General features: G+C 38.2%; 24 protein-coding genes. 14 read left to right on the plus strand and 10 right to left on the minus strand.

Annotated elements, in window-relative coordinates; all coding sequences use genetic code 11:
- Positions 1-113: 113 nt before the first annotated feature.
- A complete protein-coding gene (locus tag BUA72_RS08370) occupies positions 114-1,178 on the plus strand; it encodes an NAD(P)H-dependent flavin oxidoreductase (RefSeq protein WP_072922581.1) in 1,065 nt (354 codons plus the stop codon).
- Positions 1,179-1,303: 125 nt separating this feature from the next.
- Here BUA72_RS08370 and BUA72_RS08375 read toward each other — a convergent pair whose 3' ends face one another.
- The 4 genes from BUA72_RS08375 to BUA72_RS08390 are packed head-to-tail and all read right to left on the minus strand — an operon-like array spanning position 1,304 to position 4,564.
- A complete protein-coding gene (locus tag BUA72_RS08375) occupies positions 1,304-2,641 on the minus strand; it encodes a UDP-N-acetylmuramate--L-alanine ligase (protein ID WP_072922582.1) in 1,338 nt (445 codons plus the stop codon).
- Positions 2,642-2,647: 6 nt separating this feature from the next.
- The gene (locus tag BUA72_RS08380) at positions 2,648-3,085 is read right to left on the minus strand and encodes a hypothetical protein (RefSeq protein ID WP_072922583.1); all 438 of its coding nucleotides are present in this window, start codon (positions 3,083-3,085) and stop codon (positions 2,648-2,650) included.
- Positions 3,086-3,100: 15 nt separating this feature from the next.
- Positions 3,101-3,907 carry a lysophospholipid acyltransferase family protein gene (locus tag BUA72_RS08385; protein WP_047455161.1) on the minus strand — a complete coding sequence of 269 codons (807 nt, stop codon included), beginning with the start codon at positions 3,905-3,907 and terminating at the stop codon, positions 3,101-3,103.
- Between the two features lie 27 nt (positions 3,908-3,934).
- Positions 3,935-4,564: an NUDIX hydrolase gene (locus BUA72_RS08390; protein ID WP_047455163.1), complete on the minus strand. Its 630-nt coding sequence runs from the start codon at positions 4,562-4,564 to the stop codon at positions 3,935-3,937.
- 348 nt (positions 4,565-4,912) lie between these two features.
- Between BUA72_RS08390 and BUA72_RS08395 the strand changes: the two genes are divergently transcribed.
- The 6 genes from BUA72_RS08395 (at position 4,913) to BUA72_RS08420 (ending at position 10,367) form a co-directional block, all read left to right on the plus strand.
- Entirely contained in the window at positions 4,913-5,731 is an 819-nt protein-coding gene (locus BUA72_RS08395) for a hypothetical protein (RefSeq protein ID WP_072922584.1), read from the plus strand.
- Between the two features lie 160 nt (positions 5,732-5,891).
- Positions 5,892-6,290, plus strand: a complete 399-nt coding sequence (locus BUA72_RS08400; protein ID WP_072922585.1) for a hypothetical protein — start codon at positions 5,892-5,894, stop codon at positions 6,288-6,290.
- A 7-nt stretch (positions 6,291-6,297) separates the two neighbouring features.
- On the plus strand, positions 6,298-7,032 hold the full coding sequence (locus BUA72_RS08405; protein ID WP_228407850.1) for a curli production assembly/transport protein CsgE: 735 nt from the start codon (positions 6,298-6,300) through the stop codon (positions 7,030-7,032).
- Between the two features lie 11 nt (positions 7,033-7,043).
- Positions 7,044-7,454, plus strand: coding sequence for a curli production assembly/transport component CsgF (locus BUA72_RS08410; RefSeq protein ID WP_034728526.1), 411 nt, complete (start codon positions 7,044-7,046; stop codon positions 7,452-7,454).
- Between the two features lie 25 nt (positions 7,455-7,479).
- A complete protein-coding gene (locus BUA72_RS08415) occupies positions 7,480-8,844 on the plus strand; it encodes a CsgG/HfaB family protein (protein ID WP_072922586.1) in 1,365 nt (454 codons plus the stop codon).
- Between the two features lie 11 nt (positions 8,845-8,855).
- The gene (locus tag BUA72_RS08420) at positions 8,856-10,367 is read left to right on the plus strand and encodes a carboxypeptidase-like regulatory domain-containing protein (protein ID WP_072922587.1); all 1,512 of its coding nucleotides are present in this window, start codon (positions 8,856-8,858) and stop codon (positions 10,365-10,367) included.
- Between the two features lie 335 nt (positions 10,368-10,702).
- Here BUA72_RS08420 and BUA72_RS08425 read toward each other — a convergent pair whose 3' ends face one another.
- The 6 genes from BUA72_RS08425 to BUA72_RS08450 form a co-directional block, all read right to left on the minus strand.
- Positions 10,703-11,353: a response regulator transcription factor gene (locus tag BUA72_RS08425; RefSeq protein ID WP_228384056.1), complete on the minus strand. Its 651-nt coding sequence runs from the start codon at positions 11,351-11,353 to the stop codon at positions 10,703-10,705.
- Between the two features lie 225 nt (positions 11,354-11,578).
- Positions 11,579-12,049 carry an OsmC family protein gene (locus tag BUA72_RS08430; RefSeq protein WP_072922588.1) on the minus strand — a complete coding sequence of 157 codons (471 nt, stop codon included), beginning with the start codon at positions 12,047-12,049 and terminating at the stop codon, positions 11,579-11,581.
- Positions 12,050-12,146: 97 nt separating this feature from the next.
- Complete coding sequence (locus BUA72_RS08435; RefSeq protein WP_072922589.1) at positions 12,147-13,568, minus strand: T9SS type A sorting domain-containing protein; 1,422 nt, start codon at positions 13,566-13,568, stop codon at positions 12,147-12,149.
- Positions 13,569-13,641: 73 nt separating this feature from the next.
- Positions 13,642-15,201 carry an Rne/Rng family ribonuclease gene (locus BUA72_RS08440; protein ID WP_072922590.1) on the minus strand — a complete coding sequence of 520 codons (1,560 nt, stop codon included), beginning with the start codon at positions 15,199-15,201 and terminating at the stop codon, positions 13,642-13,644.
- Between the two features lie 366 nt (positions 15,202-15,567).
- A complete protein-coding gene (locus BUA72_RS08445) occupies positions 15,568-15,858 on the minus strand; it encodes an HU family DNA-binding protein (RefSeq protein ID WP_002984212.1) in 291 nt (96 codons plus the stop codon).
- Between the two features lie 138 nt (positions 15,859-15,996).
- Positions 15,997-16,584: a response regulator transcription factor gene (locus BUA72_RS08450; RefSeq protein WP_262484398.1), complete on the minus strand. Its 588-nt coding sequence runs from the start codon at positions 16,582-16,584 to the stop codon at positions 15,997-15,999.
- Between the two features lie 264 nt (positions 16,585-16,848).
- Here BUA72_RS08450 and tssO point away from each other — a divergent pair, with 264 nt between their 5' ends.
- The 7 genes from tssO (at position 16,849) to BUA72_RS08485 (ending at position 26,220) form a co-directional block, all read left to right on the plus strand.
- The gene (gene tssO / locus BUA72_RS08455) at positions 16,849-17,382 is read left to right on the plus strand and encodes a type VI secretion system TssO (RefSeq protein WP_047455180.1); all 534 of its coding nucleotides are present in this window, start codon (positions 16,849-16,851) and stop codon (positions 17,380-17,382) included.
- Positions 17,383-17,402: 20 nt separating this feature from the next.
- Positions 17,403-17,927 (plus strand): type VI secretion system transmembrane protein TssO, encoded by a 525-nt coding sequence (locus BUA72_RS08460; RefSeq protein WP_047455182.1) that lies wholly within the window; start codon positions 17,403-17,405, stop codon positions 17,925-17,927.
- A 49-nt stretch (positions 17,928-17,976) separates the two neighbouring features.
- Entirely contained in the window at positions 17,977-18,885 is a 909-nt protein-coding gene (locus tag BUA72_RS08465) for a PKD domain-containing protein (RefSeq protein ID WP_047455184.1), read from the plus strand.
- A gap of 45 nt (positions 18,886-18,930) precedes the next feature.
- Positions 18,931-21,330, plus strand: coding sequence for a type VI secretion system protein TssR domain-containing protein (tssR, locus tag BUA72_RS08470; protein WP_047455187.1), 2,400 nt, complete (start codon positions 18,931-18,933; stop codon positions 21,328-21,330).
- A gap of 683 nt (positions 21,331-22,013) precedes the next feature.
- On the plus strand, positions 22,014-22,418 hold the full coding sequence (gene tssD / locus BUA72_RS08475; RefSeq protein WP_034728501.1) for a type VI secretion system tube protein TssD: 405 nt from the start codon (positions 22,014-22,016) through the stop codon (positions 22,416-22,418).
- A gap of 361 nt (positions 22,419-22,779) precedes the next feature.
- On the plus strand, positions 22,780-25,278 hold the full coding sequence (locus tag BUA72_RS08480) for an ATP-dependent Clp protease ATP-binding subunit (protein WP_072922591.1): 2,499 nt from the start codon (positions 22,780-22,782) through the stop codon (positions 25,276-25,278).
- Positions 25,279-25,350: 72 nt separating this feature from the next.
- Entirely contained in the window at positions 25,351-26,220 is an 870-nt protein-coding gene (locus tag BUA72_RS08485; RefSeq protein WP_047455191.1) for a lytic transglycosylase domain-containing protein, read from the plus strand.
- Positions 26,221-26,286 lie beyond the last annotated feature (66 nt).

Consider the following 26,286-nt stretch of genomic DNA (forward strand, 5'->3'; position numbering starts at 1 on the left):
ATCCTGTTTTTGTATTTATTTTTTATCAAAGAGATAAAATACTTGACTGATATCATGCTCATTTAAAGAAGGATTTCGTGAGTTTTTCGTAAATTTTAAATAAAATAATTCTTATGTTCTGGCCAGACACCATCAATAAAAGATTCAATATAAAATACCCTGTCATTCAGGCTCCGATGTTTGGAGTCAGTACTCCACAGATGACTGCCGCTGCTGCAAAAGCCGGAGCTCTTGGGTCGCTGGCATTGGCTGATCTTTCCCCTGAGAAATCTATTGAACTCATCAGGGAAACAAAAAAACTGACCGATCAACCTTTTGCTGCCAATATTTTTGTGCATAACATTCCAGAAATTACGGACAGTCTGAAAGAAAGATTTATCAAAGCCAAACAATTCATTACACAGCTGGCGAAGGAAAATAACATCGAGGTTACACTTCCTGATCTTGAAGATATTAAAGTAAAAAGCTACCATGAACAGGTAGATGCCATTATTGGGGAAGGCTGTAAAATACTAAGTTTTACTTTCGGAAATCTGGATGATCAAAGCATACAGAAACTGAAAGAAAATGGAGTGGTTCTTATCGGAACCTGTACTTCGTTGGAAGAAGCCTTAATTCTGGAGAAATCGGGCATTGATATGATCTGCGTCCAGGGAATTGAAGCCGGAGGACACAGAGGAACTTTCGATGCTGAGCATATCCCGATGATTGGAGGAATGTCCCTGTTTTCTGAGGTTTATGATCATGTAAAAGTCCCACTGATCTATGCCGGAGGAATTTACAACGGGAAGACTTTAAGAGCTGCCAGAGAGCTTGGAGCACAGGGATTTCAGGTAGGAAGTGTCCTGCTGGCATCGGAGGAGAGCAGTTTACAGCCGTTTGAAAAAGAACGGCTCAAAAATGCCATAGAAAAAGATATTATACTGACGAGAAGCTTTTCAGGGCGGTATGCAAGAGGAATTAAAAATAAGTTCATTGAAACACTGGAAAATTCAGATTACATTATGCCTTATCCTTATCAGAATAAATTGACGAATGAATTGCGCAGGGTTTCAAAAACTTTACACAATTCTGATTTTGTAGGTATCTGGGCAGGGCAGTCTATTCATAATTACAGCGGTCTTTCTACTGAAGAAATTTTGAAAAATCTTACCGAAGCAGCAGAAAAAGAATTCTGAATCGGGTAGACTGACATAAAATAAAAAATAAAATCCCTTCATCTGCATGAAAGGATTTTTTATTTATAGAGAAATTCAATAATATTTATTCATTATCAAATTATCATATCAACTCATCGTCACATCTACTTACTCAGATCCAAACCTCCGAAGTTCCCTGAACTCATCATCAGGAAAACACCGTCTGTTTTGTCCAGAGTTTCCCAATACGCATGAAGATCTTCAGCATTGGTGAATACCCTCAGTTTGTCATTTTTGAATTTTTCCTTAATGAATTCCGGAGAAATAGGCTCCATTCTTTTGATCTTTAAAGCATCTTCGGAATAGAAAACTATGGCTTCATCCAAACCATCCATTGCGTGGTCGTACTGTTCAAGAAAAACAGGATTTAAGCTGGAATACGTATGCAGTTCAAGGAAACCGTATTTCTTATCCTTTTTAAACTGCTCCTGGAATGCCTTTACCGTTGCTTTTACTTTGCTTGGTGCGTGGGCAAAATCTTTATATAAAGTTCCCTTGTCTTCTCTTTCTACTTTTTCAAGACGTTTTGATGCTCCTTTAAAGCTCATGATCGCTTCGTAGAAATCTTCATCCATGATTCCCAGCTGACGGCAGATATGTCTTGCTCCTTCCATATTCAGAAGGTTGTGAGCTCCAAAAACAGAAAGAGGAACATCGCCCATTTCAGTCTTTAAATAAACTTTTCCGTTGCTGATCTCATATTCAGGCGTTTTGTAAGGAATTTTTCTGAAATAGTTTTCAGCGGCTTCCACTACTTTTACAACTTCTGCATCTTCTTCATTGTACACCAAAACCCCGCCGGCAGTAATACTCGCCACGAATTTTCTAAACTGTTCAATATAATCGTCAAACGTTTTGAATACATTAATGTGATCCCACGCAATACCGCTCATTAAAGCAATATTCGGCTGGTACAGAAGGAATTTTGAACGCAGATCGATAGGAGAGGAAAGGTATTCATCGCCTTCCAGTACCATAAAGTCGTTGTCCTGCGTCAGTTTTACCATACAGTCGAAACCTTCCAGCTGCGCGCCCACCATAAAATCTACATCTTTCTGGTGGAAATTCAGGACGTGAAGGATCATCGACGTAATCGTTGTTTTTCCGTGGGATCCGGCGATTACGACCCTTGTTTTGTTTTTAGACTGTTCGTAAAGAAATTCAGGATAGGAGTAAATCTTTAAACCCAGTTCTTTCGCTCTTGCCAGCTCAGGATTGTCCTGATGGGCATGCATTCCAAGGATAACTGCATCTATGTCTGCCGTGATCTTTTCCGGGAACCAGCCCATTTCCGTAGGCAAAATTCCTTTATGGTCAAGTCTGGATTTTGAAGGCTCAAAAATAGCATCATCCGAACCTGTCACCTGATATCCTTTGTCTTTTAACGCAATAGCAAGATTATGCATGGCGCTTCCGCCGATGGCAATGAAGTGGGTTTTCAATTGTATTTACTGTTTTTTTACGTTGTTATTAATGATCTCCTGGAAAGCGTTCAGAATATTGTTCCAGTTCGTTGTAAAGTTCGGCATGATCATGCTTGCATCCGTTTTGCTGCCTTCATTCTGGCCCTTCTTGATGTTGATGGAAGTGCTTACATTGTCATACAGTTTTTTTCTGTCTTCCTGTATTCTTCTGAAATTATTCTGGGAAAGCACCTGATCCAGTTTCTTCAGATCTTCATCTGAAATTTTGAAATCCTGTTTTTGCTTTTTTCCTTGGCCTTCAAAAGAATAATGGGCACTGTTACCTTTGATCAGCAGATTTTCATACACGGGAGCAAGCCCTCCGCTTTTGGAATAGCTGATATCAAAATCCGAATATACTTTCTGACTGTTACACGAAACTAATACTATGACCGCGAATAAGATCCCTAATATTTTGTTCATAATTTTTTACTTACTTTAATTATTTGAATCCTTTTGTTCTAATTTTTTAGCTTTAAGTTCTTCATCATAATTGTGGAGTACATTGAAATCTTCTGTCTGCTCAATGGCAGTCATGATCTTCAATAAAATTTCAGGCGCTTTTTCATTGTCGTAATCAATGTCTAGAGGTGCTTTGAATTCCATGGTAGGTTTTACGCCTGTTACCTTTACACGGAGGCCTTTCTTGTCAAATGCCCTTCTGAAACCGTTGATCTTGATAGGGATCACGATCGGGCGCTGATTTTTAACCAGTTTGGCCGTTCCTCTTCGTCCCTGTGCAAAAGCAGATGTAGTACCCTGAGGGAAAGTAGCTACCCAGCCGTTGTCCAGAGCTTTCATAATATTATCAACTTCGGTAAGATCTACCATTCTGTTGACGTTTTTACCCTCTGCTCTCCAGGTTCTTTTTACTGTTACAGCACCGGCGATCTTGAAGATCTTCGGAAGAATCCCTTTATTCATGGTTTCTTCTGCTGCTACATAGTAAAAATCGATCTTTGGGTTAAGCAGATAGATCGGGTTTTTAATCGTATCCAGATAACCGTTGTTTACAGCACAGAATGCATGATACATTGCTGCTACATCTGCAAAGTAGGTCTGATGGTTACATACAAAAAGCACGTTGGAATCCGGAAGATCCACAAGGTGTTCCGTACCGGTTATCTTCAGTTTATTAAAGCCGTTGAACCTTCTGTAGGATACAATTCCTAAAATAAAAATGATAAACCTTTTTAAAAAATAAGGTGTTCCGAATGCATCGGTGAAAATATTTTTCTTCGCCATCTCTCAATTAAACACGGTAGTGCAAAGTTACATTTTTTTCAGCAACTGGCTAAACTCGCTCAATATCATTGCTGTAGCACCCCAGATAATATATCCGTTGAAATTAATGACTGGAACTTCATGCCCGGCAGCACCCGGAAGCGCCATTATTTCCGGATTATCCGGAAGACTTAAGAAAGAAGTGATAGGAAATTCTATAGTTTCTACCGCCTCACTCTGCTGAAGAACGAAAAGCGGATTCTTTTTAGTGTACGAAATATAGGGATAGACGTAAAAATTACTTGGCGGGATGTAGATCGGGGACATTTCCCTGATCACTCTGATGTAATGCTTGTCTATACCGATCTCTTCGGAAGTTTCACGGACTGCGGTTTCAGCAAAGTCTCTGTCCATTTCCTCGCGTTTTCCGCCAGGTAAGGAGATTTGTCCGCTGTGTCTGTCATGTTCGTTGATGGTTCTTTGGATCAGGGGGAAATACCACTCATTGTCTTTGAGGTATAATACAATATTTACCGCTGCAAATTTTGGGTTTTTAGCCAGTATTTCATCGTAGGTAAATACCGGGCGGGAAGGCAGTGAAAATACCCCGTGAGCATGTATTCCGGGCAGTTCTACATTCGTAATTTTTCTCAATAAATCTTTTCCAAAACTTTCCATAGCTCAAATTTAGCAATATATACTGAAGAAAAGAATAGGCGTTAACATTAATTAACCATTCAGAAAGATTTAAATTTTAAAAATTCAAAGATTTAAAAATTCAGGGTTGAGAAAATGATTATTTTTTTTATTTCATAAAATTAGAGTTATTTTATATATTGATGTGGAAATCACGGTGATAGCGTACCGTATTTTTACGTAACTGAAACACGTTACGAGGAGAAAACGGTAAACAGTTACAACCGGAACGGTAAACAGTGATTTTTAAAATTTACACTTTAGCAGTGGTTTCTCGCTTGGGTTAAGCGTATACCTTTGTCATACTATTAACCAATTAATTTTACCAAAATGAAAAACTTTATCACAGGTGTATGTACACTAATGGCCATGAGTTTCAGCTTCGCACAATCAAACATTGATCTTACTGCCCAGATTGGAAACTTGAACGTTGCTACTGTTAGCCAGACAGGGCTTTTAAACATCAACTCTTTAACACAGGATGGAAACCGTAATACGGCAGATATCGATCAGGTAGGTGTTCTGAATATTAATACGGCTGAAAGTATCGGAAACAGAAACTCAATAGACGTAGACCAAGCCGGGATAGGTAATACCAATGATGTAAGCCAGACAGGAAACAGAAACTCTGCAACAACCTGGCAGTTGGGAGCATTAAACTCCACAGAACAGACTCAGATCGGAAGAAGAAATGAAACCTCTTCTTTACAGCTGGGAGTAGGAAACGCAGTAGTACAATATCAGGATGGAAGAAGAAATGATGCTTCTGCTATTCAGTTAGGTAACGGAAATGATGCTTATCAGATTCAGCTTGGAAGAAGAAATGATGCAAGCGGTCTTCAGGTAGGTAACGATAATCTTTTAGTGCAATATCAGGATGGTAATGATAACAGTGCAACACACGATCAGGGAGGTAACAACAATATTGCTGCTTCAGTTCAGGTAGGTGATGACAACACTGCTTTAGGTGTTCAGATTGGAAACGCTAACCAATTGTACCAAGTTCAGTTAGGAGATTCCAATACAGCGATTGATGTTCAGATGGGTAACAATAACTTTACCTGGGTAGCTCAAAGTGGAGATTCTCATATTCATGTAGGAACTCAGATGGGTAACGGAAACTCAATGATCGTTAACCAATCCAACTAGTTCATGTACTGTAATCAAGCATAAAAGGAGAGGCTGCGGTTTTCTCCTTTTTTAAGCTTTTAATGATAAACATACCCGGAAACCGTGATTTTATATTTGTACCTGCTGGGTGTGTTTTTCCAAATACTCTATTCATGTACCTTTATTAAAAATTAAGACCATGTTGAAACTCGGGTGGGGTGCCTTTACACTTTTCGCAGGACTGTTTGTGCAGGCACAGCAGGTAGACTGGGATAAGCTCAACAGCAGTACGGTTCTTGATCTTATGGCAAGACAGCAGACAGAACAGGGGCTTTACGGCTCCAGCGTTCTCCAGATAGGAGATAACAATAGCGCGGAACTTTCTCTTAATGCTAAAACTAATATTGCCATTCAGCAACTGGGAGACTTCAATACACTTTTTTTCATTAATTCATTTACAAATCAAGAAACCAAAACTGCCGTTACCGCTCAGGGAAATAACAATATTATTGATATTACCGGAAGCAACAGCATCTCAGACGGAATGCAGATCAGTGTAAAAGGTGACAACAAAACCATTTTCATGAGAAATTATTAAAACACACATGATGAAATTTTTATATTCCTTAAATCTGTGCACTTTATTTATCTTCCTGTCTGCGACGGTTGATGGGCAGGAAGATAAAAAAGTGAACGCAAGGATTGAAAAAAGCATCCTCGAAAATCAGATTAATCTCAAAGCCGTTGTTACCAATAATACTGCCGTATACAAAGAGCTGAATTATCTTTTGATTTCCATTAAAAAAGGAAATGCCGGCAATCTCTCCAATAATCAGCAAAGTGGTAAATTTTCGATCAATCCCAATGAAGTAAAAGTTTTATCTGAGATCAATGTGAATCTTGAACCGAAAGATGCGCTGAAAGCTTTCCTCTACGTAAAAGATGAGGAAACCCAGAAAATGATCGCGAAAGACAGTCTTGAAATCAATACCGATCTGTTCAAAAAGAAAACAGCCAAGGTAGAAGAAGATGCCGTCTTTGAATTGAAAGGGCTCACCATTGACGAAACCAAAACAAAGGTCGGGAAAGACTTTTATGATCTTTTTTATATGCAGTACAGCCAGATTCCTGATAAAAGCAGTGGTGCAGTGACCATTTCCGAACTTCCTCTCCGCGGGACCAGTGGCCAGATCAACATCCAGATTGATGACAAAGTGATTTACAGTTTTATGACCAACCCAAGCGAAGATTACCTGAAAGAACAGCTGGCAGCCAGCTTGAAATATATCAAAGAATTTAATGCAAAGAAAAACCTCATTAAAAATGAATTCATCTACTAAAAACGTCCGCCATGAAAACTTTTATCATTATTTTGACCTTTATTGCGGGTATTTTCTCCGGAAAATCTCAGCAGCTCGTTTATAAGCCCATCAATCCGGCATTCGGAGGAGATACGTTTAATTATCAGTGGCTTTTAAGTTCAGCAAATGCCCAAAATCAGTTTGATGAAAAAGATGATTACAGCAGTTTGCTCGATAACGTTAATTCTCTAGACAGTTTCAGCCAGAGCCTCAACAGGCAGGTGCTGAGCGAGCTGTCCAGAAAATTGTTTGAAGATCAGTTCGGGGAGGGCAGCCTGAAGCCCGGGAATTATCTTTTCGGTTCGCTTTATCTGCAGATTACCACTACAGCCCAGGGACTTTTGATCAATATTTTGGATACCAGTTCAGGTGATCAGTCCGAGATCGTCATTCCAAAATAAAAAATAACTAAAAACCAGACTTACCATGAGAACTTACACTTACACCAGAATTTTTTTCTGTACGTTCCTGCTGTGCATAATGCAGGCCTGCAGTTCGATACTGGGTCTTCCTTCCGATCCTGAAAGATCCACTATGGGAGAGCTTACTCCCTCTACCGCGGAATTGAAAAACCTTCCGCTTCCCAAAGAAAAAATCGTCATCGGCGTCTACAAATTCAGAGACCAGACCGGCCAGTATAAACCGTCTGAAAACGGAAACAACTGGAGTACGGCTGTTCCGCAGGGAACTACCACCATTCTGATCAAAGCACTGGAAGACAGCCGGTGGTTTATCCCCATTGAAAGGGAAAATATCGCCAATCTTTTAAACGAAAGACAGATCATCCGGTCCACCAGACAGGAATACAATAAAGAAGCTGATAAAAACAGCCAATCCCTTCCGCCACTTCTTTACGCAGGAATTCTTCTCGAAGGCGGCGTGATCTCTTATGACAGCAATGTCATGACCGGAGGCCTCGGTGCGAGATACTTCGGAATAGGCGCTTCTACACAATACCGCCAGGACAGAATCACCATTTATCTGCGCGCTGTTTCCACGCTGAACGGTGAAATTCTAAAAACCGTTTATATTTCCAAAACCATTCTTTCTACCAGCGTCAACGGAAGCTTTTTCAGATATATTGATACGGAAAGACTTTTGGAAGCTGAAATAGGGCTTACTCAAAATGAACCGGTGCAGCTTGCTGTAACCGAAGCCATCGAAAAAGCGGTAAGATCCTTAATCGTCGAAGGGATCAGGGATAAGATATGGGGAAAAGCATCTGAGAATTTAACTGGTTATCAGTCTTTAATCAATGGTTATAACAAAGAACAGGAAGAGAATGTAGGCAGAACGGTTGGTAATAAGTTTCCGGAAAATTACAGACAGAAAATGTCCGTTTTTGCGAATGTGGAAGCTCAGAAAATCAAAGATGACTACGTAAATCCTAAAATGAATGCAGGTGGAAAACTGGGAATGAAATACTTTGTAAGTCCCAATTTCAATATTGAAACCAGCGTTGGTTATTTCACTTTAGAGAATAAAAATATTATTAAAAGAAGCTATATAGTTCCCGAGCTTAATCTGGAGTTTCTTTTGTTCCCAAAATACAGATTCAGTCCTTATGTTTATGGCGGCGCGGGAGCTATGTTTTCAAAATACAAACCTCAGTACAAGGGGCAGATTGGCGGCGGACTGGAATATATGATCGGGAATAATACCGCAATCCGGGCCTCCTCGCAGTATGATATCGGTTTTAAAGATAACTGGGAAGGTTTGGTCAATGGAAAAAGAAAAGACCAGGCACTCCGCTTTGCACTTGGAATCAATTTTTACCTTGGAAACAAATAAAAACATGAACTATGAAAACTTTAATCAAAATACTCAGCATATTCATCCTTACTTTTTGTCTGTTTTCATGCAGCGAAGATCTTGTAGACCAGGCTCAGACAGGAATATTGAAAGGAAAAGTTGTAAAAAGAGGGACCAATGTGCCTATTCCCAATGTGAAAATTTTTACAGCACCCACTACACAGACGGTTTTCAGCGGGACAGACGGTACATTCGAAATTGCTGCCATGCCGCTTGGAAATTATTCTGTGAAAGCAGAACTGTCCGGCTATATTACCACTTTTCAGGGTGTTAATATGCAAACCCAAAACCAGGTAGTCACCGTGGTTTTTGAAATGGACGATGATGAATCACTTAATTCTCCTCCTTCCGCACCGCAGCTGCTAAGTCCGGTAGACAATGCGGTGAACCAGCCTTTGAACGTCGAACTGACGTGGACTGCTACAGATCCTGATACGGCTGATGTTTTAAAATATAGTTTAACAATTAAAAATAACCTCGATACTCATGTGATTCAGGTTAATGATTTGACGGTGAAGCATTATTCGCTTTCAAATTTGAAGTTTGGTGTTAGTTACTTCTGGCAGGTGTCTGTTTCGGACGGCATTCACCCGCCAGTTTTAAGTTCCGTCAGTAAATTTACCACCAATACGGTTCCGGCCAACCGTTACCATTATGTACAGAAACAGAACGGTAATTTCGTCATCATGTCTACGGACGGACAGGGAAACAGTTTTCAACTGACCAATTCGTCTTACAACAGCTGGAGGCCGAGAAAAAATAACAATGCAGGACTGATTGCATTTCTGCGGACCGAAGGCGGAAGTACCCATATTTACACGGTAAACCCAGACGGATCCAATCCTTTTAAAGTGACCACAGTACCAGCAGCTGGTTTTAATAATTATGAAATGGATTTTGCATGGAGCACCAATGGCCAGGAAATTCTCTATTCCAATTTTAATAAATTATACAGAATCAATAAAGACGGAAGCGGCCTTACACTGGTATACACAACGCCGGACGGCAGCATGATCTCCGAATGTGACTGGAGCTACGACGGCAGCAGAGTCGCCGTAAAAACGAATGATTTTAATGGTTACAATACAAAAATCTACATCATTGATATGACAGGAAATGTTTTGAAAACTATTCTGACAGGATCAGCAGGAGCCTCAGGGGGACTCAATTTCTCGGTAGATGGACAAATGCTTGTATACACAAGAGATCTGTCAGGATACCTGGATGGCAGCGGCAATTACCGCCAGCTCGATTCCCATATTTTCATCTATAATATAACGACTGACACCGTATATGACATTTCTGCTGAAAGCGAAAAACCACTAGGAACCAACGATCTTGATCCAAGGTTCTCTCCAAACAATGCCCAGATTATCTTTATGAACACCTCCAACGACAATATCTCTCAGAAAAATGTAATGGCTATTGATCTCAACAGTACCATGACCGATCTTTCGAGAGCGTCTCTCTTCAGTAACGGGGAAATGCCGGATTATGAGTAGTTTGAGTTTGAGAGTTTGAGTGTTTTAGAGTAAGAGAGTTGCTGGTTGACAGTTGACTGTTACTCGTAATTTAAATATTATACTTTAATAGTTTTAAGCTTGATATATCTGGGAATACTGAATGAAGGGCAGGTATCTGGTGGCTGAGGTTCCCGAAGCCACCAGTACTATAATACCAATGTCTGGAATCTGATGTCTGGAATCTGGTATCTAAAGATTTTCTGATTCACTATTCACTTACGAAGCAAAATTCACCATTGCCTTCGTTTCAGCTCCAAAAAAAATCCAAACCTTCGGTTTGGATTTTTTTTGGAGCTGAAACGAAATGGTTTTCATCAATCAATAATGTGGTTTTCTAAGGCATATTTTACAATTCCTACGGAATTTTTTGCGTTTAATTTGAGGAGAATTCTTTTGCGGTGGGTTTCTACAGTATTGATACTGATAAAAAGTTTTTCAGAAATATCTTTGCTGCTGAAGCCGTCGCAAATCAGTTTAAGGATCTCCATTTCTCTGCGTGTGAGAGGTTCTTTGATGTGAGGATTGGGTTTTCCTTCCTCACTGCTGATAAAGTTGATCATTCTTTCTTTTGCGTTGTCACAAATGTAGATCTCATTCAAGAGCAGCGCATTGATGGATTTCAGGAATTCATCGTATCTGCTGTTTTTGTCAAGATAGCTCTTTATTCCTTTGTTAAAAAGCTTCCGGATGTCAATCATATCATAACTATTGCCTATGACAATAATCTTGATTTTTTTGTCTTTTGAGGTAATGTCTTCTACTAGTCTGAAAATATCGGTAAGCATCAGCATATTGGAGCTTATGACGAGGATTTCAGGAGGATCTTCTTTTAATTGTTCAAATAAGGGTTCATAAGAATTACAAATGTCAATCGTGTTAAAAATTTTGCTCTGTGAGAGCAGTTTTGATAAACCTTCTGTATATAGCAATGGCTCATCAAAAATGGTTAATCTCGGTTTCATCATGGTTAGTTTTGTTTATATAAAAATATAAAAAAAACTTTACATTTTACATAAAAATAACAATTAATTGTAATTTTTTATACAATAAATGATTGTAAAATTGAAATTTTATTGATTATTTGATAAATAATTCTCCTGTTGTGGAGTTTTGGATATGAATTTTAGAGTTATTATAGTTAAGATGTTGTATTAGTGGATGTTTTGGTGGTATTTAATCTAAAATAAAAATTATTTAACTAACACGGTAGGGATATGTTTCACCGGAAAATTCACCGAACGGGCAATAAAACAAAACTGACCTGCTTTATGATGCAGCTCTTTCGCTTTTTCAATCATGGATTCTTCCGTAATAGTGATCGTAGGGTGTAAGGTAACTGATGTGAAATTTCCACTGCCATCAGCTGTTTCAGTCATAATTCCGGTAGCTTCGTCCGTGTAATCGGTGACAATAATACCTTCTTCAGAACAGAAATGCAGATACCAGAGCATATGACAGGACGAAAGGGAAGAAAGAAACATATCTTCCGGATTGTGTTTGGTTTTATCTCCACGGAAGGCGGGATCAGAAGAGCCATCAATAACGGCTTTATTTTCAATATGGATGGTATGGCTCCTTTCGTAGTTTCTGTAGCTGCTGGTGCCTGTTCCTTTGTTTCCTGTCCATTGAATGGTTGCTTTGTAGTGGTGTTCTTTGCTCATTCTTTAATTTTTTGTTTAAGTTGAAAAATAAAAAAGGTATTTACTAAAATTAAGTAAATACCTTTTCATATGGTTAAAAAGAGTTTATAAATTAAAATTAATTCTTTATAAGTTTTTTTGTAGTTGTTGTTCCGTTTTCGAATGTGATTTTTGCGAGGTAAGTTCCTTTTAATAATTCTGAAAGATTGGTATTGTTATCTTTTAAAATTTTCACAATTTTTCCATTAATAGAATAAATTTCTATTTTACTTACTTTTTCTTTTGTGCTGAAAACTAAGTTTTGTTTAACAGGATTCTCAAATGAAATAGAGGAGATATTTGTTTTTGTATCATTTGAAACAGATAATGTAGAAGTATTCAACGTAAATTTTAAAATATTATTTGCGCCTTTTGTAGTAATAATACTATTGTCGTTAATAATCATTTCACCAATAAAATTTGGTGTTCCTGTTGTTTCAGAATAATAATTAAAGATAGGATCAACAGCTCCGGTTGATGTAATTTTAGAAATAAAAAATGTTTCACCCATCGATCCGGTTAATCCGGAAATATAATAATTCCCATTTTTTTCGGTAATTATGGACGATAATGCCATTACGTTGAAAGGGAAGGAATTGCTATCAAACACAAAAGTATTATCGTGATCTCCGTTGGGTTTTATTCTAAAGATTTCATTATTTATATTTGAACATACAATATTGTTATTACTATCCATAAAAGCAGAACCAGCACCTCCCGGATCTGATGTAAAAGCTAAAATACCATTATTTCCGAAACTCGTAAGAGCTTGTCCGTTATTGTCATATTTTTCTAAAGCACCATACGTATATGCGTTTGTATTATTGTGATTGCTGATAAAGCTAATAATGTTGGATTGATTATCTAAGAATATAAAATTTCCAGGAGTATTGAAAGAACCATTATTTCCAAAAGTGGTGTCAATACTTCCGTTGCTGTTTAATCGGTAAATGCTTTTATAATGAATATATGGTCCAGCATCGGATGTTGCTTGTCCGTAAACTATTATTTTATCATTTTGAAGATAAAAGCCATAACCTACACTGTTGAAATCTGTTCCGATGTTTTCAATTTTAGCAATTCCATTTATTCCAAATGTTGTATCGAGTAGTCCGTTTGGAAGTAATCTCACAATAGCAGATCCATTAGTATAAAAACACATGACGAGAATTTTACCGTCTGTTTGTTTTTTTAGCTCACTTTGTACGGCACTGAAATAATTACTAATTATTGTCTCTCCGTTATTTCCGAAAGAAGTATCAACTGTTCCGTTAGCATTAAGTTTAGATATAGCACATTCAGGGCCTGCCAGCGAGGGATTGTCTTTTGCGTAAGTAAAATAAATGCTGTTATCTGAATTTTGAACAATTCTTGTCTCATAGTAATTAGCACTTGTGAGAGTATATTTTCCGTTTGAAGCAAAAGAATTGTCGTATGATAGAATTTGCCCAAAAGCAGCCTGTGCCGCAAGAAGCAGTACAAGAAATAATTTTTTTGTCATTGTGTACGTGTGTTTTAAGATTGCAAATATAACAAAAAACCTCCAGCATAGAGCCGGAGGTTTAAATTTTGTCTTAATTAGAAAATTCTATCAATTCTTCTTTCTTCGAATTGTAAATTTTATATTCTAAATATTTAAAAGAATCTCTTGGGATGATGGTTACCCATTTTTTGTATTTAATGAACCATTTCATCTGGATACTTTTGATGCCTTTGGTAAGGTAGGCTTCCACGAAAGGGTGTACATGCAGGAAAATCTTTCCTTTCTCTTTCTGCAGGATGCTTCTGAGAGTTTCACCCATTCTTTCCACGATTACGATCGGAGCTGTGATTTCTCCGTCTTTGTTCGGGTTTTCTTCTTTGGTTTCAATCTGTTTTTCCGGGCGGTTTCTTTGTCTGGTGATCTGAATCAGTCCAAACTTGCTCGGAGGAAGAATTTTGTGGCGGGCTTTGTCGCGCTTCATTTCTTCTTTCAGGTGTTCGTAGAGATCCCTTCTGTGGTCGGGATTCTGCATATCGATGAAGTCGATTACAATGATGCCTCCCATATCCCGGAGACGAAGCTGTCTGGCGATTTCGGTGGCTGCCATTTTGTTCACTTTCAGAGCGTGTTCTTTGTTTACGGCGGTTCCGGTAGTGATATTGTTTCCGGAGTTGACGTCAACGACGTGAAGAGCTTCTGTGTGTTCAATAACGAGATAGGCACCTTTTGAACTTGGAATATTAACGTGTTTACCAAAACTCTGTTTGAGCTGTTTTTCAACGTTGTAATATTCGAGAAGAGGAATGTGGGAATTGTAAAACTGAACAATATTCTTTTTTTCAGGGGCTATGACCTCTACATAGTTGGTCATTTCGTCTACCATTTGCTCATCGTCACAGATGATGCTTACGAAATCCTGGTTGAAATTGTCCCTTAAAATAGCTGAAGCTTTGTCTTCTTCGCTTAAAACTCTGGCCGGAACCTTACTTTTCTGAATGTTTTTGAATGTAGTTTCCCATTTCTGGATCAGCTGATTCATATCATTGTGAAGGTCTGCTACTTTTTTTCCTTCCGCTACTGTTCTTATGATGACGCCAAAACCTTCTGGTTTGATGCTGTCGATAAGGGTTTTCAGTCTTTCTTTTTCCTCAGTGGTTCTGATTTTTTTGGAAATGGAAACTTTGTTGTCGAAAGGGATCAGGACCAGAAAACGGCCTGTCAAAGAAACCTGGGTAGAGATCCTGGGACCTTTTGTAGAAATGGGTTCTTTGGTGATCTGAAGCAGAACGAGATCGTCTTTGGCAATGACTTTATCTACGGTTCCGTTTTTGTCTATTTCGGGTTGTATCTCGAAATTTTTTAAGCTTGAAGTGCTCTGTTTTTTAGAAATAGTGTCTTTTAAAAACTTTCTGTAGGTAAGATACTGTGGTCCCAGATCCTGATAATGCAGGAAAGCATCCTTATCGTACCCGATATTTACGAATGCTGCATTCAGGTTAGGGGCCAGTTTTTTTACTCTTCCTACAAACAGATCTCCAACTATAAATTCGCTTTTGTCCTCTTGCTCATGAAGTTCACATAGTCTTCCGTCTTCCAGCAGTGCAATCTTTGTAAGATCATCTTCATGCGAAACTATTAGTTCTTTCTTCATTTTGTTATAAGATAAAAATTATTAAGATTATAGGGAACTGGCGTATTTTTTAGCAAATAAATAATATTAAATATAAGAATTTTGAATGAAAATGCTCTATCTTTTTAAAAATATCTGCAAAAGCCCATGTTTGCCCCGGAATCTTATAGTTGCAAACAAAAATATAGTCGGTGAAGTTTAAATAATTAAAAACACCAACTATATTATTATATTGTAAATCTCGAGAAAAAGAGATTATTTTTTCTTATGTCTGTTCGCTCTTCTTCTTTTCTTTCTCTTGTGAGTTGCAACCTTGTGTCTTTTTCTTTTCTTTCCGCTTGGCATAATTTTAATTTTTTAGTAACTAGTTAATATTCAGTTAATGTTTTATTTTACTGCGACTTTAGTTTTTACTTTCTCTACAAAAGATTTTGAAGGTTTGAAAGCAGGAATGTTATGAGCAGGAATCTCAATTGCAGTGTTCTTAGAAATATTTCTTCCTGTTTTAGCAGCTCTTGTTTTAATGATAAAAGATCCAAAACCTCTCAGATAAACGTTATCCCCATTATACATAGAAGTCCTGATCTCCTGCATAAAAGCTTCTACAACTTTCTGTGTTTCATTCTTTTCTGTTCCCAACTTATTTGAGATGGTGTTTACCAATTCTGCCTTTGTCATTTCCTTTTTTAATTTTAAATTTTAGGTGTGCAAATTTAGTTAAAAAAATTGAATACTAGCAAATTAGTGGCAAAATATTTTTGTTTAAAGAGTTGGAGTTTTCTTGTTTACCCCATATTAATATTACATTAAATCTCTCTACATGCTGGAATTGTAGTAGCCGTTTTCTACGCAGAACCTGATGAGATGCAGTTTTGTTTTAAGTCCCAGTTTTTCCGTCAACCTGTTGATATACGTGTCGATGGTACGTGTACTGAGGTTCAGTTTTTCTGCAATTTCTTTGTTGCTGTAACCTTCGTAGCAGAATTTCATCAGCTGGATTTCGGTAGGATTGAGCTCTTCCTGGCCCTTTTTCTGCCTTTCCATATAGTTTTGCACAGCAAGTGGCTGCTGCTCCCACTCCTTGGAATATTTCTCATAATCGAAGCTATCTGAAGCAATGCTGCCTTTGATGAGATCTTTGATGATTGTGCTCTTTTTTTCGCAGTAATAAACGTTGGGGATTTTCGAAAGGATTTCGGCCATATCTTCCTGATAGGTACTGGAATAAGTAACGATAGGCGTTTCCGTATTGTTTTTGCGGATGTATTTAATGGCTTCTATACCGCTTAAGACGGGCATAAACAGTTCTATGATAAACACGTCTTCCTGTCTCCTGTAAATCCTGTTCACAAGCTCATGGCCGTTGTTACAGTCATTCAGAAGCATATAGAAGGGATTTTCCATGAGCGTTTTAATCATGATCTTCTTAAAGTAGAAGTCACTGTCAGCTATAGAAAACCTTACTGTGTTTGATAATAATTTACTCACTTTTAATATCGATTTGGTATAAGATATTTAAAATTCAGAGGCCTAATTTAGGAAAAACTTATGAAAGTGGAAATTAAACTTAGGTTAATTAGGGTTTTCCCGAAAACCACATGGGGAAAATACGTATTGTACATAAAATTTTTTTTTTATATTTTCACAGGCCAAACAAATCGCAAATATATGTCTTCTAACAGGGAAAAAAAATTAAACAAATCTGACGTCAGGGTAGGCATTTGGAAGTTTATTCTATCTTTCGCCATTCTGTCGGTAGTATCTTTTCTGTGTTTATTTCTCTTTTTTAAAAGCTACAGCATACAACGAGAAGGAATCACCAGAGAAGCAGAGGCTTATAAAGAACTGATGCGCCGTGGTGACGTTCTTAGAGATCATGTAGAAAATATCTATGAGAAAATGAATCAGCTTAATCAAGGGCAGGTAAAAAGTGAAGCCTTCCTTAAAACCAGCATTATGGATGATGTGGCGGACGCAAGAAATGCTATGGGCAAAGACAGTGCCGATAATTTTAAACATTATGCGGTTCTGATGAAGCAGATAGGACCAATGCTGAGTTTAAAGAGCAATATTCTTGAAGTTGAATACAATAAAAAGATGATTGTCAGAGATCTTGATGATTGTTCACAGAAAATGAAAAATGCCAATAAGGAACTTAAAAAGGATCCTACAAGACATTTTACAGGGCCTAAAGGAAGATAATTAAGAAAAAAAGAAAACTTATGCAGGGACATATTACATTATCCAAAAAAGAAAGGCATTATCAGTTTCTTTATTTAATACTGATGCTTTTAGCCGCTATCATATTCCTTGGGGTCATCTTTTTAAAAGGATTTGAATCCCCATTTTCAGACGAAGATGTCAGAGGAATTGAGAGTATTGAACAGAAAAAAGCGTTCGAAAGCCAACAGAAGCTCTTACAGCCTCTGATGGACAGTGCCTATATAAGAATCAGCAGAATCAGAGATAAATCTCCGGAGCCTTTTGTGGAAGATAATATCATCAGTGATATCAATGGTCTTGCTAGTTATTTTCGTGGTAATGATGTTGTAGATATCCGTAAGGATGCCTATCCGCAAATCGCGAAATTCTACAAAATGTATTTTGACGACAAAAAGATTATTTCTACAACCACAGAAGATGTAAAAAGATTTGAAAAGGAGGTTGAAGATTGCAGAATTGGTTTTAAAAATAAGCAGAGCTATATTAATGAAAGAGAAAATGCCAGAAGGGAAAGAACTCAATAATCAAAGAAATAAGCATTAAAGGAATAAAACACATCACAATCACTTAACTATGAATTATTTTCAAAAAAACAAAAAGAACATTATCATCGGTGTTATCGCAACGCTGCTCATCGCGGCCCTCGTTGCGTTATGGCTGCAGAAAAAAGTCATCCATTCTGCCGATGATATTGTAGGAATCGTAAACCCCACCTCACTATCAGTAGGAGACACCCTGTTATTTGAGGACAAAACCCAGTTTGCTAAAACCAAAAGGTGGAATTTTGGAGACGGTACAACCTCTGACAAAAGCACAGGGATCCACTTTTACAACAAACCGGGGTATTATCTGATAAGTCTGATCATCGATAACAAGTATACCAAAACCTTCCCGGTAATGGTATCCTCAAGGCCGCAGAAGGTAAAAGATTCGATAAAGAACATTACGCTGATCGAAGCTCAGTCAGAAGCCAGACAATATGAAAATGTACAGTTCCGTGCTGTTTCAGATGCAACACGTTTTGCATGGAAATTCGGAGAAACAGGAGATACAGATTCTAAAGAAAAGCTGGCCTTCTATTCCTACAAAAAACCTGGGGAATACCGTGTGACATTGTTCACAGAGGAAAGCGAGGAGCCTATTTATCACACCATCAGAATCATTCCTGCCTATAATTCTTTAGAAGAGGAGGAGGTACCTGTAGAAGATTCTTATAAATTGATTGACGACGATTTCAAATACCACCTGCAGCAGATTGCCAACGGGAACAGTTTTAATGTGCATTACAACTACCTGTTGAATAAGTATCTGTGTAACAATGAAAATACAGTGGTAAAAGTAAGCGACAGTAAAGCCAATAATTTCTACATGTACTGTGCGGGACTTCAGTTTGATAAAAACGTAGTAATCCAGAGTGTAAAAGTAAACTTTGACGACAGGCAGAGCTGTGTAACAAAAGTTGACATCAACCAAAGCAAATAATAGGATCCGGATTTCCGGACACACCAATCATTAAAATAAAATAGGATGAAAAATAAATTTCCTCTAGCAGCATATTACATAGGATTATCGGTATTAATAACGAGCTGTCAGGTGAAGCTGCCGTCTAAAAGAACGCCAGAGCCATCAAAATACGGACAGGTAGACAATTCTCCGGTAGTGAACGGATACCCGAAAAAAGCCACTCCCTGGATCGTGATCTCAGACCGGTCAAGAAATACGGCCTATCTCGATAAAAGCGACGAAAAGTCATACAAAGAAGTGAAGTTCCTTGAGCCTTTAATGGTTCTTAAAAATAGAGACGGAATGGTGAAAGTAGCGGAATATATTCCGGATGCTTTAATGAAAAAAATTTCGTCTAAATCTATTAAAACCTACGGGTGGATTCCGGAATCTGAACTTCTTTTATGGAACAGTTCTTTAAAAAGTGAAAAGACGGGATATCCGGTAAGGGTAGCCGTAGTTCCGAATAACAGTGAAGTCATCCGAAGCGCAGAAAGATATTACAAAAATGACTCTATCATGGTGTTCAACTCACCAAGTCTTATAGAGGCTGCCAATGTCAAAATTCCAAACGGCCAGATGGTGTACGTCTACAAACAGGCGGAAAATAATAAACGTTTTCTGGTAGGTAAAAAACCTTCCATTGATATGGACAGTATCAGCACCAGTCTTTACGGGTGGGTAGATTCCAATGTGATCTCTGCTTGGGGTGAACGTTCTGCAATAAAAGTGAAAAATGACACAAAAGTTACCGAGTCTTCTTTAGGAATCCATGAAGGATATCCAGGGGCAGCAGATTCAGAAAGCAGAACAGCTATTCTTCTTACGGATACCCACAAGAGAACACCTCTCGAGAACATCTATCCTGTAAGCCTTGCTTTGAATGAGGCTCCCACACCGGATTCCAAAACAAAATATTTTACCAACATCTTAGACTACAGCAAAAACTATATTTTCAATGTTCTGGGTGAGGAAATTTATTTTGACCGTTACAGGGAAATTACGGAAAGAAATAAAAATATCAACATCGTTTTCGCCCTGGATGTAAGTGCTCCCAATACACCTTATGCCCCTATCGTAAAATCTTTGCTTCAGGATTTGCAGCTTAGATTCGAAAAGCCGTCTTATTTCAATGACGTCAAATATGGTGTTGTATTGTATAAAAATAATCCATGCGGAGAAAATGTTCTGGTTTCCAATTTAAACAGGGATTACAGTAAAATCACCACATTTATTACCGACAGAACCAATGAAATGAACTGTGCGAGCAATAGCGGATACCAGCCGGTAGGAGAAGCGCTTACTGCCGCAGGAAACCTTCTTTCAAACGTTCCGGACGAAACCAATATTGTAGTTACTGTAGGGACCTCTGCCAACCAGAGTGGAAATATGTATAGCGTAATCAGTTCCCTTACACAGGCACAGGCCAGACTGATCATGTTCCAAACCAGTGCAAGATCAGCCGATACGTACAATGATTTTGTATTGATGGCTGAAAATGTAGTGACCAACACCGCAAAAAACATTGCTGAACTTAAAAAACAGAAGATCATCAACCAAAACGATGTTCTTACTAAAAATAACTTTAGCCTTATAGAAGGTGACGCAGGATTCTTCTCCCTTGATTATCCAAAACAGAGTATGTCTCAGGGATTTGTAATTTTCCCTAAAAAAGGTGACGTTGCAACACCTGGTTACCTGAAAAAATCAGTAGACAGTCTTATTGCACAGGTTACTCTGGACAATCAAACGATTGACAAATCGCTTAATGAATATTTCCATTCTTCAGTAGGAGCGGGAAGAACAGATGTAGACCTGAAATACAAATATCTGTTCCCTGGTCTTACCAATCCGGTTCCTGCAGGAATTGCAGCGCAGCTGATCAACTACGGAAATCCATTCCTGGTAAAAGGATATATCCCTAAAGAGTTGAAAGAGGTTAAACCGAATATTGAGAAAGGGATTCTTATTTCTGAAACAGAGTATGACAACCTGAAGAATTTCTACACAGAAGTTCATCTTAAGACGCAACCTGAAAGAGCAGACTTTAACCAGGCTACAGCAATTAAAGAGTATATCAGGATTCTTAAAAAGTATAATCCTACTTTAACATTCCTTGATAAATCTGAACTGTATGAGAAACCAATGTCTTATGCAGTAGGATTAAGTACAGGGTTTGATAATTCTGAAGAAGAGCTGATGTCAAAATACAAGCTTAAAGGCTGGAAGAAATCGAAAATCGTTTTAAAAGAAACGGTAAGAAAGTATTTCAAGGATTATAAATTACTGGCAGAGAGAATGCTTTCCCACAGAAACAATCCTGCAGTGAAAATCCAGCAGAACGGACAAACATTCTATTGGCTAAATGAATACTTTATGCCAACCACTCAGATTATTGAAGAGCCGGAATACACAAAGCATTAATCAATCACTAATTTGATGATATCAAAAGCAGGAGTTTTTACTTCTGCTTTTTTTTGTTTGTGAGAAGATAGAGTCAAGATTTAAGAACCGGAAACCAAGATTTTAGATATCAGACACCAGATTTCAGACATTAGACTTTTAAAGATTGAAATTGAGGGGGGAAGTGTTAATGCTGAATTTTTGCTTCGCAAGTGAATCGTGAATTTAAGAAACAAGAGCCAAGAATCAAGATTTTAGACATCAGATTTCAGATATGTTTCGGGATGCGAGTTCCGGGTTCCGAGATTCGAACCAGCAACTAACAACTAACAACTCTCTTACTCTCAAACCCTCAAACTCGAACCTAATAACTACCAAAAAATCTTAAACACTAAAGATTTTTGATCCTTCAACCCGGTATCTCCAAACCTCGCATCTCGTCTTCCCAAATCCTACCTATTTCTCAATGAAGTGTAAAATGTCTTTGTTTTCATTGAAAAACAGATACTTGTAAAGTCCCTTCCCATAATATTTTTGAAAGATTATTAAATCCATAGTCGTAGAATTACTACAAGAAATCGTAGAACTACTACAAAATATGAGATTTCTATTCAAATCCTTTTGGAATAGAAATAAGGGTTCTATATTTGTTAAACAATCACACCACATCACAAAATATTAATAACGGTTAAAATTTACCTAACATGGCGGGAAATTCAAGAGGAATCTTAAAATTCAATGGCGGAGAAGGGCAGAAATTATTGAAACTGAATTACAGTGTATCCAGATCTACAGACGTTTCAGGACGTGTGGCATCAGATCCTTCCAATGCACAGATTAAAATTACAGTTGAAGCTACTGAAAAATCTGACATTCTGGAAAGTTTGCTGAACGGAAAGTATAAACCTACCACTGGAGAAGTAACCTTTAACAAATCTCATGAAGAAGGAACACTGATCACTCTGAACTGGAAAAACGGTTATGTAGTCCAGCATCAGGTAAGTTTCGATGCCATAGACGAAAACAGCATGCTGATCAGTTTCGTTGTAAGTGCAGAAACTATTGACTACGGCAACTCCGAATTTAACGGATTATGGCCATCTAATTAAGACACACTATTACACATCAACATTCATAGAAAAAGACTGTCCCTTAAAAGGCAGTCTTTTTTGCCTAAAGAACTTTATCTGATGTATTTAAATTGAAAGCAAAGATTGTTTTGGTAGGTGTCCAAACAATAGAAACAGATAATCCCAAGGTAATCCCGTATAGAAAAATGGTAAGCTGAAATAAAAACACAACCAAAAAAACTTATTACATCTCTAATCAAAGAATTAACTATCTTTAAGCCTACATTCATTTTGTATAAAAAAGATATATTTGTACAAATGTATCTTTTGACAGATAACACCAAATCATCTGATAAAAACTAAAAAGAACACAGACATATTAATATTAGAAAAATTATAAATGGGAGTACTAGTAACCAACGAGACAGTAAAGCAGCTATTTCATATTGCTCAGTCGATAGCGAAGGAAAATTATAATGCAACCTACGGCGGGCCACATATTTTACAGGCCTTAATGCATAAAGATATCGGCCTTAATGAATTCCTGAAAAGTATTGATAAAGATCCCGGCTATTTTTATGAGTGGGCAGATGTCCGCATTGAAGACTATCCAAAAACAGCCCATCTTCCGGATGAGGTACGTGCGGATGAAGCTGTAGATACCCTTACTGAAGAAGCAGACGATATCCGTCTGAAACTGGGACTGGATGAGATTACCCCGATCTGTATCCTTACCGCTATTGTAAAACCTCAGGTGGTCTTTTCGCTGCAGCAGCTGAAATCACTTCCGCTGAGAGAACATGAAATTTTCAATTTATATAGAAAAGATACCCCTTTCGCTGTATCCGAAGATGGTGATTTTGCTTCACTTTTCTCTAACGGATCAGATTTCACAGATTCATCGTTTCCTTCCATTAAAAGCTATTGTGTAGACAGAACGGCACAGGCCAGAAAAGGAGATCTTGAAAATATTATAGGAAGAGATAAGGAGCTTAGGATGCTTGTGGAAATCCTTTGCAGAAGAAGCAAACCGAATGTCATCATCATCGGTGAACCGGGTGTCGGAAAAACAGCCCTGGTGGAAGGTTTTGCTACCGAAATCACCAAAGGAAATGTTCCTGAAATGCTTAAAAATGCAACCCTTCTTGAACTGGACACAGGAGCATTATTAGCCGGAACTTCTTACAAAGGTGAAATTGAAGACCGTTTGAAAAAAGTCATCAATGAATGCAAGAAAATTGAAAAAGCAGTTCTTTTCATTGACGAAATTCATACCCTTTTAGATCCGAAAGGAAGCATCGGAAACGTAGCCAATCTTCTTAAGCCTGAACTGGCGAGAGGCGAGATTACCGTAATCGGAGCTACCACACAGGAAGAATACAGAAAAATCATCGAGCCGGAACAGGCTTTCAACCGTCGTTTCGAGGTCTTAACCGTGAATGAACCGGATGAGCAGACTTGTGTAAAAATGATTGATGTTCTTCTTGATGGCTATAAAAAACACCACGGCATCGAAGTGGAAAAAACTTCTATTCCTGAATGTGTACGTTTAGCAAAAAGATATGCAAAAGGTAAAAAACTGCCGGATGCAGCCATTGACTTGTTAGACAGAACCATGGCCGCGATCAAAATGCTGGATGAACTTTCAGAAAAAGAACTCGCAAGCTGGAAAGAAACCTATGAAACCATTTTAAAAGAAGAATTTACCGATACTAAGGATCAGGCTAATGAACTGATCTGGAACTATAATCTGCTGAGAGATAAAATAAGTCCGATTCTTTGGGGATCATTAAGCGAGCAGCCGGTTATTGACAATTCCATGCCGGTGGACCAGATCCATAAAATCATTGATGATACTTACGTAGAGCTTTTACAGCATGCCGCTAAAAAAAGAGAAAAAGTAGACCGTCTGGAACTGGCAGCAGTGATGGCGGCAAAAACCAATATTCCAATCGGGAAAATCCAGGCTCAGGAAAAAGAAAAGCTTCTGAACATGGAATCTATGCTATTGAACAGAGTTGTAGGGCAGGATCATGCCTTAAAAATTCTTTCAGATGCCATTGTTGAAAACCGAAGCGGATTGAACAAACCGGGACAGCCTATCGGGTCATTCTTCCTTCTGGGACCTACCGGAACCGGGAAAACCGAGCTGGCAAAATCTATGGCAGAGCTTCTTTTCAATGATGAGAAAGCGATGGTTCGTTTTGATATGTCCGAATTCAAAGAAGAACATTCCGCTGCATTATTGTACGGAGCGCCTCCGGGATATGTAGGATATGAAGAAGGAGGAATGTTGGTGAATAAAATCAGACAGCAGCCGTATACCGTTGTTTTATTTGATGAAATTGAAAAAGCCCACCATTCTGTTTTTGATGTATTCTTACAGATCATGGATGAAGGAAAAGTACATGATAAACTGGGCAAAGAAGGAGACTTCAGTAATGCCATTATATTATTTACTTCAAATATCGGAAGCGAAGAAATCGTAAAACAGTTTGAAGAAGGAAAAGTTCCGGAATCATCTTCACTGATGCAGATCATGTCCAATTCCGGTAGATTCAGACCAGAATTTTTAGCGAGGATTACAGAGATTATTCCTTTTGCACCGATCACGGAATCTATTGCAGAAAGAATCTTCAATATCCAGCTTAAATCCCTTCATACTTCACTTACGAGATTGGGAATGGCCTTGAAAATTTCAGACGAGGCTGTGAAAAATCTTGCCTTAGGAGGATTCAGCAGCAAGTACGGAGCAAGACAGATTTCCGGTGTGATCCGCGCTCAGCTGGCAAGACCGATTTCTAAAATGATCGTAAGAGAAGAAGTGAAATCCGGCCAGACCATCCATGTAGACTGGAATAATGAAGAAGATAAGTTGAGCTGGAAAGTAGAAGATTAACCATAAAACATGGAAAGCTGGTGGGTTGATGAACTGATCAGCTTTCTTTATGATAACCATTAAGGAATTAAAATGAAAACTGTATTCAAAAATATCATTACAGGACTGATGCTCGCAGGGACTTTTGTCATGGTGAACGGACAGTTTCTCGCCGCCTCCGATACTTCGGAAGCCAGCGTGAGAAAATACAAGAACATCATCAATGGCAATAAAGAAGTCGTTGAGTTCATCGAACATGCATTGGTAGAAAAGGGTGTACCGAAACACTTGAGGAATCTGGCTTTAATAGAATCCCATTTTAACAGAAATATTACCTCAGGAGCCGGAGCAGTGGGAATGTGGCAGTTTATGACCGCGCACGCCAACCAGTACGGCCTTACAGAACAGGAACGCACCGATGTATATAAAAGCACTAAAACCGCCGCAATTTCCCTGGCGAATCTTTATAAAAAATACGGAGACTGGATTACCGTTGTAGCCGCTTACAACTGTGGTGAAGGAAATATTGCCAAAGCTATGCAGGCTGCGAACTCTACTCAGTATCATGTTTTTTCCCAATATCTTCCGGGAGAAACCATCAATCATGTAAAAAAATACCTGAATGCGTGCTATGCAACCGGTGAATTGGAAAGTGTTTTAAACAATTATAATTCTTCACGACTGAATAAAGTTTTCTTTACAGAAGCGGGAGGAAATAGAAATAACGGGGTGTCTCTTCAGGAAACCGAAATCAATGCAGGATTTAATCTGGATGTGATTGCCCGTGAACTGAATGTACAACTGAATGAAATCCTTGCCTGGAATCCGGGAATTGTGGAAGAACTTCAGAAAAAAGGGGAAAGTCAGCTTTTTCTTCCTACCGATCTTATGCCGGATTTTCTGCTGAAAAAAAATAAAATTCTTTTCCGTTCCATAAAAGAAGGAGGAAAAGCTCAGCAATAAGTTCTACTGCTGTAGAAAAATGTAATAACCGTCTTCTTATGGCGGTTTTTTTATGCCTAGTATTGT

Source organism: Chryseobacterium sp. OV279, from assembly GCF_900128945.1.
In the GTDB taxonomy this organism is placed as follows: Bacteria; Bacteroidota; Bacteroidia; order Flavobacteriales; family Weeksellaceae; genus Chryseobacterium.

Excerpts from the sequence above, each read along its gene's own strand:
- BUA72_RS08465 (WP_047455184.1), top strand. The coding sequence starts at position 17,977 with ATGAATTATTTTCAAAAAAACAAAAAGAACATTATCATCGGTGTTATC.
- BUA72_RS08405 (WP_228407850.1), top strand. The coding sequence starts at position 6,298 with ATGATGAAATTTTTATATTCCTTAAATCTGTGCACTTTATTTATCTTC.
- BUA72_RS08390 (WP_047455163.1), bottom strand. The coding sequence starts at position 4,564 with ATGGAAAGTTTTGGAAAAGATTTATTGAGAAAAATTACGAATGTAGAA.
- BUA72_RS08410 (WP_034728526.1), top strand. The coding sequence starts at position 7,044 with ATGAAAACTTTTATCATTATTTTGACCTTTATTGCGGGTATTTTCTCC.
- BUA72_RS08395 (WP_072922584.1), top strand. The coding sequence starts at position 4,913 with ATGAAAAACTTTATCACAGGTGTATGTACACTAATGGCCATGAGTTTC.
- BUA72_RS08485 (WP_047455191.1), top strand. The coding sequence starts at position 25,351 with ATGAAAACTGTATTCAAAAATATCATTACAGGACTGATGCTCGCAGGG.
- tssO (WP_047455180.1), top strand. The coding sequence starts at position 16,849 with ATGTCTTCTAACAGGGAAAAAAAATTAAACAAATCTGACGTCAGGGTA.
- BUA72_RS08430 (WP_072922588.1), bottom strand. The coding sequence starts at position 12,049 with ATGAGCAAAGAACACCACTACAAAGCAACCATTCAATGGACAGGAAAC.
- tssR (WP_047455187.1), top strand. The coding sequence starts at position 18,931 with ATGAAAAATAAATTTCCTCTAGCAGCATATTACATAGGATTATCGGTA.
- BUA72_RS08385 (WP_047455161.1), bottom strand. The coding sequence starts at position 3,907 with ATGGCGAAGAAAAATATTTTCACCGATGCATTCGGAACACCTTATTTT.
- BUA72_RS08415 (WP_072922586.1), top strand. The coding sequence starts at position 7,480 with ATGAGAACTTACACTTACACCAGAATTTTTTTCTGTACGTTCCTGCTG.
- tssD (WP_034728501.1), top strand. The coding sequence starts at position 22,014 with ATGGCGGGAAATTCAAGAGGAATCTTAAAATTCAATGGCGGAGAAGGG.
- BUA72_RS08440 (WP_072922590.1), bottom strand. The coding sequence starts at position 15,201 with ATGAAGAAAGAACTAATAGTTTCGCATGAAGATGATCTTACAAAGATT.
- BUA72_RS08480 (WP_072922591.1), top strand. The coding sequence starts at position 22,780 with ATGGGAGTACTAGTAACCAACGAGACAGTAAAGCAGCTATTTCATATT.
- BUA72_RS08380 (WP_072922583.1), bottom strand. The coding sequence starts at position 3,085 with ATGAACAAAATATTAGGGATCTTATTCGCGGTCATAGTATTAGTTTCG.
- BUA72_RS08400 (WP_072922585.1), top strand. The coding sequence starts at position 5,892 with ATGTTGAAACTCGGGTGGGGTGCCTTTACACTTTTCGCAGGACTGTTT.
- BUA72_RS08450 (WP_262484398.1), bottom strand. The coding sequence starts at position 16,584 with ATGGAAAATCCCTTCTATATGCTTCTGAATGACTGTAACAACGGCCAT.
- BUA72_RS08435 (WP_072922589.1), bottom strand. The coding sequence starts at position 13,568 with ATGACAAAAAAATTATTTCTTGTACTGCTTCTTGCGGCACAGGCTGCT.
- BUA72_RS08420 (WP_072922587.1), top strand. The coding sequence starts at position 8,856 with ATGAAAACTTTAATCAAAATACTCAGCATATTCATCCTTACTTTTTGT.
- BUA72_RS08460 (WP_047455182.1), top strand. The coding sequence starts at position 17,403 with ATGCAGGGACATATTACATTATCCAAAAAAGAAAGGCATTATCAGTTT.
- BUA72_RS08425 (WP_228384056.1), bottom strand. The coding sequence starts at position 11,353 with ATGATGAAACCGAGATTAACCATTTTTGATGAGCCATTGCTATATACA.
- BUA72_RS08445 (WP_002984212.1), bottom strand. The coding sequence starts at position 15,858 with ATGACAAAGGCAGAATTGGTAAACACCATCTCAAATAAGTTGGGAACA.
- BUA72_RS08370 (WP_072922581.1), top strand. The coding sequence starts at position 114 with ATGTTCTGGCCAGACACCATCAATAAAAGATTCAATATAAAATACCCT.